An 11,588-nucleotide genomic window follows, 5' to 3' on the forward strand; every position below is an offset into this window, starting at 1 on the left:
AAGCTGGTCCGTTCAGACTGAATACGAACCGACGGATACAGCATCGGATGATCATGGCCATTCGCAGCACGAGGTGGACAATTGCGCTGGTCGCAACGGCAGTGGAGTTGGTTGGCATTTCCTACTTATCAGGGTTGGTGCCCCCTCGCGGTGCAGGTTTCATGCCGCTCTGCTGGGCTAACGTGCTTGACCGCTTCGTGCGGCTTCTATCCTGGCGTCAGCTCGTGTCGCGCGATTGCGCCGCCGCGTTGACGTTGCAATCTGGATCTGCGCCGTGGTGAAGTTTAACGGGCCAACCAGTGCCTCAGGTCACCCCGTCCGACGCATTGCGCATGACCAAAGCTGGCAGCAGGTTTCCTGGCTCCGGTTCGCCGCTCTTACCGCCCCGTCTCAGGATTGCGACTACCGGCTGCATGAAATGGTCATCGCCTCGCCGCTTACAGTTACGCAGGGCAGCTCCGGCATTGTCCTGATAGAACCCAGCCAACGCCCTCAATAGCCTTTCGAACACTACCGATGATAAAGTGAAATGGCCTGAGGGCGCGTCAAGTAGTCGCCGGCGGACAGCGTGAGACGCCGTGGCTGAGGAAAAAGCGGTAACCTAGCCCCTCAGTCTCGGAGTTGCGGACGAGATCGAGGCTCCAGGACACTGCGGCTCTGCCTGCACAGCAGCTCAGAGCGGCGCTGGCCCCACGCAGAAAAAAGGACGCTTGAAAACACTTAGACTGGAAGGCTGACTTCCTCTCTGTCCTTCGTCATGGCGTCGTACACTCTGACCTGGAGCATGGGACGGCGCCTCTTAAGTTCTTGCGCTCCTGCCCAGGCGCCGTCTCTTGTCGCAAACTCGGTTTTCAATTGACCATCGACTTCGAGCACATAACCCGAAGCCGGCAATCGACGACTGGATGCAACCATCTTAATCCCTTAGCATCGACGAATCCGATCGATGCTCCCACTTAATCCGAGTCGCCCTTGCCAGACCAGTAGCCTGGTGAGCGGCATCCACGACGACGAGGCGACAGGCTTATCGCCGCTCATCGCAGAGGAGCGTACGCGCCATCACGGCGGCGATGACGACTTCCGCTGCTTGCTCTGGCGTCTGCTCCGTCGTCCTGAGATGAATTTCCGGCCTTATCGGCGCTTCGTAGGACGCATCGATGCCTGTGAAATTCTTGATCTCACCGGCTTTCGCCTTCGAGTAGAGACCTTTTGGATCCCGCCTTGCGCATTCCTCGATTGGCGTATCGACAAAGACTTCGACGAACTCGTCCTTGCCAATCAGGCTGCGAACCATGTCTCGTTCGGACCTGTAGGGGGAGATGAACGAGCAGATCACGATCAAGCCGCTATCCAGCATCAACTTGGCAACCTGTCCGGCGCGCCTAATGTTCTCCACCCGCTCAGCTTTCGAGAAGCCCAGGTCCGCGTTCAATCCGTTCCGGAGGTCGTCACCATCCAGCAGCATGGCATGCCGCGACATCGCGAGCAGCTTCTGATCAACCAAATTTGCGATTGTCGACTTTCCCGCGCCAGACAGACCGGTGAACCAGACGACGCAAGGCCTCTGATGCTTGAGCGCGGCGCGTTCACTCCTGCCCACCGAAGGCGCCCGCCAGGAAACATTGGTGGCCCGCCGCAGCGGAAACGCAATCATGCCGGCGCCGACCGTACGATTAGTGAAACGATCAATGACGATGAATGATCCGGTTTTCCGGTTGACGTCGTAAGGATCGAATGCGGCGGGCAGTGCGATCGCAACATTGCAGAACGCGATCTCATTGAGAGAAAGCGTCTCGGCCGCCAGGTGCTCACACGTGTTGACATCGATCCGATACCTGATTGCGGTAACGCTGCCGGCAACCGTCTGCGAGCCAATTCGCAGGATGTAGTTTCGTCCGGGAGCGAGCGGGTCGCTGTCCATCCAGATCAGATAAGCGGCGAATTGGTCGGCGACACTGGGGCGTTCGGTTGGCCGCGACAGAAGATCGCCACGGCCGATATCGATCTGGTCTTCAAGCGTAATGGTAACGGCATCGCCGGCTTCGGCATGGACAAGGTCGCCGTCCTGGGTCACGATCCGCTTGATACGGGTGGTGCGTCCGGATGCGGCGACAACGACATCGTCGCCTGCCGAGATCCTGCCGGAAGCCACCGATCCGGCATAGCCGCGAAAGTCCGGGTCGGGCCGGTTCACCCATTGGACTGGAAAGCGGAATGCCTGGCTTGCGGTGTCGGACTGGATATCGACGCTCTCCAAATGCTCGATCAGGCATGGACCATTATACCACTTGGTATGAGCGGACCGATCAACGACGTTGTCGCCATGGCGGGCGGAGATCGGGATCGGAACAATCGAGCTAAAGCCAAGGCCGGCGGCAAAGGCCAGATAGCTGGCGACGCTCCGATCGAAAGCAACCTTGCTGTATGCGACAAGGTCGATCTTGTTCACTGCCAGCACAACATGGCGAATGCCAAGCAGCGAACAGATAAAGGAGTGGCGGCGGGTCTGAACCAACGCACCCTTGCGGGCGTCGATCAGGATGATTGCGAGCTGCGCATTCGAGGCACCGGTTGCCATGTTGCGGGTGTACTGCTCGTGGCCGGGAGTGTCAGCCACCATGAAAGAGCGCCGCGACGTCGTGAAGAAGCGGTAAGCTACGTCGATCGTGATGCCCTGCTCCCGTTCGGCCTCGAGCCCATCCACGAGCAGCGCGAAGTCGATGTCGGCACTGCCGTGCCTGATGCTGTCGCGTTTCACTGCCGCAAGCTGGTCTTGGTAGATCATCTTGCTGTCGTGCAGCAACCGGCCGATCAGGGTCGATTTTCCATCGTCAACCGAGCCGCACGTTATGAATCGCAGCTGGTCCCTTGCACGAGGGTGGACAGGTTTCGATATTGCTATGGAAGTCATCAGAAGTAACCTTCCCGCTTCTTCTTCTCCATAGAAGCGGCTTCATCGGTATCAATCAGGCGCCCCTGACGCTCCGACACCGATGCAGTCTGCATTTCTGCGACGACGTCTTCGATCGTCGTCGCATCGGATTCAATGGCCCCGCTCAAGGGATAACATCCCAGCGTGCGAAAGCGGATCATGCGCATTTGCGGCGTCTCATCGCAGTTGAGCGGCAATCGCCTGTCGTCGACCATGATCGTCGCGCCGTTTCGGCGCACCGTCGGTCTTTGCTTCGCGAAGTAGAGCGGGACGACCGGGATTTTTTCAAGCATGATATATTCCCATACGTCGAGCTCGGTCCAGTTTGACATCGCAAACACGCGCATGCTTTCGCCCGTCCGTATCCGCGTGTTGAACAGGCTCCAGAGCTCCGGCCGCTGGTTGCGGGGGTCCCATACGTGTCCGGCCGAACGGAAGGACAGTATCCGTTCCTTGGCGCGGCTCTTTTCCTCGTCACGCCTGGCTCCGCCAAGCGCGGCATCAAATCCGTAAAGCTCGAGCGCCTGCTTCAGGGCGTCGGTCTTCATCACCTGGGTATGAAGCGCCGAGCCGGAGTCGATCGGATTGATGCCGCGCGCAATACCCTCCTCATTCACATGGACGATCAGCTCGACGCCGAGCCGCTTGGCCGTCGCGTCCCGGAAGCTGATCATCTCGCGGAACTTCCAGTTCGTGTCGACGTGAAGCAGGGGGAAAGGCAATTTTGCTGGATAGAACGCCTTGATTGCGATGTGCAGCAAAACGCTCGAGTCCTTTCCGATCGAGTAAAGCATGACCGGCCTTTTGAACTCGGCGGCCACCTCACGCATGATTTCGATCGATTCAGCTTCAAGACGGCGCAGATGTTTTGGCAGCATATGTGTTCTTTTCGATGCAGGATCTCGGTTCTGCAGCCCCGGCCCAGAGGAGGAATGTCGGGTGCGAGCTCGCCGCTGCGCGTCGCTATCCAAGCGATCAAATGCCGGTTGCGCAGCTGACTGACTGACACTCTCGGGGCATGTCGCATTCCACCGTGGTGCCGCCGGCGCCTGCCTCACACGTTATTGGCGCAGATCAACGCGTTGAGTGGTAGGAAGTCTGGCTAAATCAGCCAGCGTGTTTTGATCGCAAGCATCCAGATCACCCTAAGCCATATTGACGATCTGCTCAAGCCGCGCGACCTCGCCTCGCAAAATCTCAATAGCCGCGTCGCGAGTCCGAATAGCATCGAGCCCTGCAGCTCGATCAGCTTCTGACGCCAACAGTGCCTGTTGCAGCTGCGCTTTCATTGGATCGGCCAGCAGCACATTTTCGGCAAAGCTGGGGGCGGACAGATCTTGTGCCTGCACCACGGACATGTCGCACGTGGCACGAACGTTCTCTGGAAGCTGCCGAGCAGTGTGGACTTGCTCGGATTGATACGGCCCGGACGATGCTGCCGCCTTGCCAGCTCGTAAATCCCACCAGGTTTGGAATATCTGTCGATAGAGTTCAGTTAGATGAGGTCCCCTATCGACAACTCCGGCTTGCTGTGCAAGCAGCAGGTCCTCCTCATAGCCGAGTTCTGTCAAAAGCTTGGTGCCGACCAGATCGGTCACAGTTTGCATCTCTTCGACGCTTAGTTGGGATTGCCATGTCTTGATAGAGCTTTGATCGACCGCGTTTCGTTCCAGGATCTTTCGATCTCCGAAGCTGCTGGATCGAAGATAATCTACTTGTCCCATGCTCGCATATGCGGCGGCCGCCGGATCACAGCCGAGCCCCAATAGCAGGCGCCGAATCTCTTGGTCCGGATGCGCCACCACGAGTTCATATCGCACCAGCTGTGTCTGCGCGCGCGTGCGGTGCGCTGCCAGCCTGGGAAAGCCCAGAACCAAATCGGCGAGTGAAGATATGATGACATCGGGCAGCCGGAGCATGAGATCGGCGAGGCTGGAGACGCTGACCGAATAGGAGCTCTCGGCCCGAAGCGGGATGCCCCACGTGGATTTCAGTGAAGCCGCGATGGCAAAAGGATTGCGCAGCAAGAGGATGTGTGACGCTTCTGGATAGACACGTTCAAGGAATTCGAGCGCCGTCCAATAGCGTGGCGTTTTGTCTATGATGATCCGCTTGCCCGCTGCTGTCAGGTACTGACCGTATGCTGCATCGGCAAAAGCCCGGATCGCAATCGTCCGATCGATGCGTCCTAGGAATTCGGAGGTTGCGACCTCAATCAACGAGGGTCCTGCCGGGTGGCGTTGATCCACCCTTCCAAAAGCTTCAAGTGCCAACATCAACCAGGGTTCAGGCGGAGCCAGGACGTCTGGATGGCGTTGGAGCAGGTGCGCCAGGAGTGTCGTCCCGGCTCGCGGAAGTCCGAGGAGAAAGCAGACCGCAGGCGAACGGCCAGAAGCACAACTCATAATTCAGGTCCTCTCGAAGAGCGAGCCGCGTTCGATTGAGCAAAATAAAGCCGGCCCTAGCCTCAGTTGAGGCGTCCGCTCGTATACCAAGCGTTACTGCTACGAGGATTTCGGCTGCCACTCATGATTTGAGAGCCGTTAAGTTCAATCGGTTGGGCGGGGATCGCAGAAGCGTTTGACAGCTGTGATCGCCCCGATTGCTCGACAGTTAAGGCGAAGTCAAGGACCAGCGCAACTGCACGAAGATTTGCTGCGCATATGGGAAAGATGGAATGAACTATACGGAAGTTTGCCGGGCAACGACCGCGGGGCATGGGGCGATATCAAGTACAGTCGACGCGATTCTGCTTGCCAGCCCATTGAAGACGTAAATGCAACATGCACTTCCCTGGTGCTCGGCGTACACCGGAGAAGTTCGACATATAGAGCGGACAGGCCGGCGAGCGGAACAAAGAACGAGGGCATCTCAAATGGCAGATCGGATCAAATCTTTTCAGCGCGCGATATCGGCCCCGGCGCAACTGCCTGCCGCTGCTCGGCCAACACAATGAGCGTTTTGCACGTCTACCAGCCTGCCCATCGCAAGTCCCACATCGGTCCGAACTGTACCAACTATCTGACTTGCTTGTTCTTGCGGCGTTGTCCCGATTTCTAATCCGCGCTAATGGAAGTCTGTAAAGGATGGAACCCTGGCCCACGATGCCGCCGGATTTACCGAGTCCAGCAACCGCGCCTTATCGTATCTCCACTGACGGACAGGAGATATTCCGGCCGTTCATGTGGGAGATCAGATCGATCAGTGCCTGCCTCGAAGAACTCGCCAAATTTCGTGCCGATGTGCTTGGCATCACTGGGCCACAATGGATGATCCTGATGGCAGTGGACTATCTGGGCAGAGAAAAAGGTGTGTCCGTCAACCTAGTGTCACGCTTGATGCACGTCGATCCTTCCTTTGTCACGACCCACTCAAAAATCTTGGAGAAAAAGCGATTCTTGCTGCGCAAGCCATCCACAGCCGATGCGCGAGTAGTTCAGATGTCGCTGACTGCCAAAACGCGCAAGCATCTTGCAAGTTTGACGCCTCGAGAGGAAGCGCAGGATGTACAGGCTTTTGACGAATTCGGCCATGACGGATCAAGCGAGTTCATGGCCGGGCTGGCCGCAGTGAGGCATCGCTTGGAGAAGGCCCGCTCTGGAATCCAGAAGACCAAAACGAACAATCGTCAGAAATGAAGCTGGCCAATCATCGGACTCTCCCGGCTTTCGAATATTTCGTGAGGCAGCGCGGTCGAAGGTGGTTATGGTCCCTTCACACTGCCGAAGGCTTGCAGGTGATGATGGGTTCAGCACGCAATCGCTCCGCCGCCGTCTATCAAGCCAACAGGGCGCTTTTTCAATTGCTGCTGAGCGCGCCCTATCGCTTGGGAGTTCAAGTTCACCAACAAGCTCCGCGGCCACCGCCTACGCCAAAGCTTTAGCCTAGCATGAGCTTCGACTGCGGCGGCGTGCGGGTCATGACTTGCAGGGATGCGGCTTGCTATTTGGAGCACTCCGTCTCGCCGTCACCGAGAACAATCGTAGCCCTTCAAAGCGATCCGCAGCATTCTACGATCCTTAACGGGAACGAGCGACCATCGAAACTGGAACAATTCGAAGCAGGACCGGTCGTAAGATTGTCTCATCGCTCTCGATCGTAAAGAGCAAAGCGGCCTTCGCGGCCTTACTGCTTTAACCTCAAAGATGACGAAGCACTGGAGCCCGTTCCACGAGAGTGACAAACCATGCGCGTGAAAAGCTCTTTCCACAGCAATTGGCAGGCCCTGCAAAACAATTTTAACGGACGTAAAGGGCGGCCCGCGAGCCACCCTTTTGTGCCGGCTACCAGCGCTGCCAAGTAAGCTACCGCTGATGTCCGAGTCCTATTCCGAGATTTAATGCCTTCTGGCGCAACGCAGCGACGCTGCGTTTGGTCATTTTTGCAATTTTTATGACGGGAGTCCGAGCCTTCGAATGGACTTTGAGCTCTTTGATATCTGCCTTGGTCCACTCGCGCCGCTTAACGCGTTTCTTAGTTGCTTTTTTCACAGTGAATGCTCCTTTTGAGAGGATCGGCTTGTAACATAGTTTTTTCGGAGCGACGACCGTAAAAAAGAGGCAATCATAGGAACTCGCGCCATGATACGTGTTCAGAAGACGAGGCACTCGACTATTGTAAACTTAGTACAGGTGCCGAGAGGCTTCGCCTGGTTATTCGAAGCTATGCCCGCAGACCAACATGTTGCTGGAAGGAAGCGAGCAAGCAGGGCATGGTAAGCTTGAACAAACTCCGAATCAGGCATGTTCGTGATTTGTATTAGGCGTGGAGGCTTAACGCTCGATGACCGTGACACATCGCAGCAATCCCTACCACGGTCGCCCACTAGCTTGGCGCGCTGCGCTGTCTAGACAGTCAGAGCCTTCTTGCGCTGGCGAGAACGCCGGATCGAATCTCCACTTCGCACCCGTCGTCCGGTCTCGGCTCAGAGTTGGAGGGACGAGTCTGTTGCTTTGAACGGCCAGCTTTCACCGCGCTTGACGCGGGGCGAGAAGGGCAATAGCTGCGATTGACTGCCCGCGATGATCTCTCATAGGGAGGCTTCGGCTGACATGAGGATGAGCGGCCACCGCTTCAGCCTTGATGGCGCGATCTTCCTCCAGTTTTCGTCGCGAAGAAAGCGGCCACCTTATGGGCCAAGGCGCGATACATGGCTTAACCTGACCCATCCAAAGCTGACCGACGTCGACTTTTTCCCCGCCGCGAGGCCGGCCTCAAGCTTGCCGGACAAACGACCTTGCGGTGTCTCGATAGCCAGACGTGCTGCTGAATATTTGTTGCTGATCATGGCGCATTACTGCCCGGGGAATGGAAGCTCCTGGACGAGCCGACAAGCCCGCCGATCAGCAGGTCGCCTGACCTTCACGCAATGCCATCCATGGAGCTCGCCGTGCCCGCGTTCACGCGTCGATCAGGTGGTCTCGTCGTCTGCGTACTCAGTTCTTCAAGTGAGACACTATGATGCTTTGCGAACACACCGATTGCGGATTGTCGATCGGCGAGAAGCGCATTTACAGGCGCGCGCCCTGTTCAGCTGGAGCCGACACCAGCACCTAGTCGGTCCCGCAGTGCCGGTCGACTGATGACAAGATCGGTGAGGTCCAGGTCCGGCCGTCTTGCTGCCAATCGTCTTACAAGTTCCCGAGTGCCGTCGACGACGAAGACGCCGCAGTCATAACCGTTCTGCTGCTGTCTTATCGGGGCCTGTTGCGGGTTAGCGTCGAGCCGTTCTGCGAGTTCCGCTGCGAGCCTGTCATTGTATCCTTGGGTGGAATCATAGTGATAGGCAATCGGCCGGCCCCAATTGCGGCGGTCAACCAGCAGCAGCGACCAGTGACTGCCGCGCTGATGTCTATCCGTATCGCTGGCATCGCTTACCGGCAGAAACAGGAAGTCGGCGGTATCATGGCGAATCCACCCTAATGCTCGTTCGGCGACCTCCTTGGAGGGGGATCGCAACATTTGGGCTATCAGGGGATCCACGAACCGCGTCCGAGCGGCGAGATCCGGATTGTTCTGCAACAATTCCTGCGCCAAGAGCTCATAGTCCCGCTGGATATGTTCGTCACCCAGCCATTGCGTGGGGCCCAGCACGGCGTCGCTGCGCTGGCCGGAAGAGGCAACGGTAGCCGAGGGGCCGATCTGAGCACCCGGGACGGGAGACGGGCGAGGATGATGGATGACCTGCGCACCGCGGCGTCCTAGCGGCCCCAATGGGATCGAGCGGGCCTTACCATTGACGGAGATCTGGGTTGGGTCGCTGAACTGGGTCGGCAGGACCCCGATGTTATCCAGGACATTGCGTAAGAAATCCGGCACCGGCTGGCGGCCATCCTGCCAATCCGCGTCGACTCGGTATCCGATGTCCTCAAGCTCCTGAGGTACGCCCGACCGCCCGACGACGAACGCGGGTTTACCGGCAGGGCTGAGCACCGGCGCTGACTGAGCATCGTCGCGCATCTGCTGCGGCGTGTACGGCAGATCAACGAAAGACTGAAGACCGCGGAAGGTATCTGCCGGCCGAGCTGGCGCGTCCGATGGTCCGGTGAAGAGCGGCGGCCTGGCGGCAGCCCCGCCCGCCGGCGCTGACTGAGCATCGTCAGGCATCTGCTGCGGCGTATACGGCAGATCAACGAAAGACCGAAGACCGCGGAAGGTGTCTGCCGACCGAGCTGGCGCGTCCGATGGTTTGGTGAAGAGCGGCGGCCTGGCGGCAGCCCCGCCCGCCGGCGCTGACTGAGCATCGTCAACCATCTGCTGCGGCGTGTACGGCAGATCAACGAAAGACCGAAGACTTCGGAAGGTGTCTGCCGACCGAGCTGGCGCGTCCGATGGTTTGGTGAAGAGCGGCGGCTTGGCGGCAGCCGCGCCCGCCTGCGCTGAGTGAGCATCGTCAAGCATCTGCTGCGGCGTGTACGGCAGATCAACGAAAGACCGAAGACCGCGGAAGGTGTCTGCCGACTGAGCTGGCCCGCCCGATGGTCCGGTGAAGAGCGGCGGTTTGGCGGCAGCCCCACCCACCGGCGCTGACTGAGCATCGTCTCTCACTTCCGGCAAAGTGTACGGCAGGTCGACGAAAGAGTCGATGCCTCGGTAGATCGCCGACGACCCCTCTGGTACCGCTTCCGGCGTCGGCCACTCAAAATCGTGCGGCAGGCGCGGCGACCACGTTAAGCTCGACTCCTCGCGCCGCGGCTCCCCGCTGGCCTGCTCAGGGGAGACGCCCAGCGCTGCGTTCGCCTCGACGAGCCTTAGGTAGCTCCGAAGACGATCGAAGCCCATGTCAGCGTTTCGACTGGCTTTTTTAAAGTCCGTGTGATCGTCGTTCAACGACTTTTGCTGCTCACTGGTGCCGGTGAGCCGGCTTACTATGCTCCCTCGCCCGTTCCCCTGGAGCCAAGCGCCGAATCTGCGTTGGTTGCCGGCCAGATTTTGAACAACTTTTCTCCGGCTCGTATCCTCCGGTTTGAGCAGGCTCAGCTCTGCCTTTTCCAGGCTATCGATGATGCGGGCGTCATCGGGATAAAGATGCAGTGTGGGCGACCGGACAGCATGACCGCGGGGTTTCCGAGACGCTCGCGCTCCGGAAACGTGCTCGGCATCGCTGACCTTGCCTAACGCGAACAATAGATGCTCGTCCTTCGGGAACAACTTCTGGGCAAATTCAATGCGCGCAGCGTGGTCCAATCCGGATATCGAGTAGCCCGCAGATTTAAGGGCGTTAGAAAATCTGCGAAGACTACGATCATGGCGAGCAGCGCTGCCCGACGTCATGCCGCTGGCGTTAAGCCGCTCTGAGAGGGGCGCGTCTTCCGCTGAGGGGATCGTTCGCGGCCGCCCGCCAGAAGCTACATAGCTCGGATCATGATACGAACGAAGGATATTCACCCCCTTCTTCATGTCTTCGTCCTTTGGGAAGTAAGTCTTGACTTGACGGACCAGGGACTCGTGGTCCCCCAGAACAATCGTTAGGCGATGAGCGCCAAGATGATTTCCAAGTCGGCGAAGCGCCTGAGTATAGCGCTTAACCGTCTTCAGGTTCGGCTTTTTCTGATCCGCATATTGGGCAATCGCTTTATCGATAATGTCCCGATGTTCTGCAGAGAGATGAGGATGGTGGTTGCGGCCGCCACCAGAGACAAGACCCGGATCGGGTGGGCGCGCCTCGGCCAAGTGCTGCTCAAAGCCCGCTTGCCCGGCATGGCCGCCCTGATGCTCTTCCAAGACGGGGTGCTGCACCTGGGACCAAGCGGATACATTGGATGGATCGGAATTATACGGGTCCACGCCAGCCTCACGTCCACGAACTCAATTGAGCTGATCCTATCTGGACAGGCTTTCCAGAAGCTGACGAGGCCGTCGCTTGCGGAACAATGCATCGCCACATCCGCAAAATGAAACCGCCCCCAAGGCTCTCGATCGTCGCACCCTTCATGGGTTTCAGGACCTACCTTTCGCCGCCAGGATCTCACGCTGATAGGCGAGGCTCGCGCTGTAGGCGCTGTCAACCTCGGTTCCCGGCAACGTCGTGATGGCAAAGCGCATCATGATCAAATTGGCGCAGATCACGACCGAAAAGAAAGCGAGCATGGTGATCAGGACAAAGCGTCCGGTGATGGGCCGCGCGACTGGATTTGATGCGGTCATTGGTAAGATC

Annotated in this window: 7 protein-coding genes; 1 reads left to right on the forward strand and 6 read right to left on the reverse strand. The window is 58.3% G+C overall.

Annotated features, from left to right (window positions below):
- Positions 1-1,024: 1,024 nt before the first annotated feature.
- The 3 genes from cysN to noeE all read right to left on the reverse strand — a co-directional run bounded on the left by cysN (position 1,025) and on the right by noeE (position 5,337).
- Entirely contained in the window at positions 1,025-2,911 is a 1,887-nt protein-coding gene (cysN, locus tag AKN83_RS27705) for a sulfate adenylyltransferase subunit CysN (RefSeq protein ID WP_050404859.1), read from the reverse strand.
- Positions 2,911-3,846 carry a sulfate adenylyltransferase subunit CysD gene (gene cysD, locus AKN83_RS27710; RefSeq protein WP_283807415.1) on the reverse strand — a complete coding sequence of 312 codons (936 nt, stop codon included), beginning with the start codon at positions 3,844-3,846 and terminating at the stop codon, positions 2,911-2,913. The genes cysN and cysD overlap by 1 nt, the downstream gene beginning before the upstream one ends.
- Positions 3,847-4,077: 231 nt before the next feature.
- Positions 4,078-5,337 (reverse strand): nodulation protein NoeE, encoded by a 1,260-nt coding sequence (noeE, locus tag AKN83_RS27715; protein ID WP_050404861.1) that lies wholly within the window; start codon positions 5,335-5,337, stop codon positions 4,078-4,080.
- A 681-nt stretch (positions 5,338-6,018) separates the two neighbouring features.
- Between noeE and AKN83_RS27720 the strand changes: the two genes are divergently transcribed.
- The gene (locus tag AKN83_RS27720) at positions 6,019-6,570 is read left to right on the forward strand and encodes a MarR family winged helix-turn-helix transcriptional regulator (RefSeq protein WP_244522121.1); all 552 of its coding nucleotides are present in this window, start codon (positions 6,019-6,021) and stop codon (positions 6,568-6,570) included.
- A 666-nt stretch (positions 6,571-7,236) separates the two neighbouring features.
- Here the strand turns inward: AKN83_RS27720 and AKN83_RS38690 are convergent.
- The 3 genes from AKN83_RS38690 to AKN83_RS27735 form a co-directional block, all read right to left on the reverse strand.
- The gene (locus AKN83_RS38690; RefSeq protein ID WP_083992266.1) at positions 7,237-7,422 is read right to left on the reverse strand and encodes a hypothetical protein; all 186 of its coding nucleotides are present in this window, start codon (positions 7,420-7,422) and stop codon (positions 7,237-7,239) included.
- A gap of 1,039 nt (positions 7,423-8,461) precedes the next feature.
- Positions 8,462-11,155, reverse strand: coding sequence for a Ulp1 family isopeptidase (locus AKN83_RS27725; protein WP_244522122.1), 2,694 nt, complete (start codon positions 11,153-11,155; stop codon positions 8,462-8,464).
- A 216-nt stretch (positions 11,156-11,371) separates the two neighbouring features.
- Positions 11,372-11,578 carry a FixH family protein gene (locus AKN83_RS27735; RefSeq protein ID WP_083992268.1) on the reverse strand — a complete coding sequence of 69 codons (207 nt, stop codon included), beginning with the start codon at positions 11,576-11,578 and terminating at the stop codon, positions 11,372-11,374.
- Positions 11,579-11,588 lie beyond the last annotated feature (10 nt).

The sequence above is a fragment of the Bradyrhizobium embrapense genome (assembly GCF_001189235.2).
Taxonomy (GTDB): Bacteria; Pseudomonadota; Alphaproteobacteria; order Rhizobiales; family Xanthobacteraceae; genus Bradyrhizobium; species Bradyrhizobium embrapense.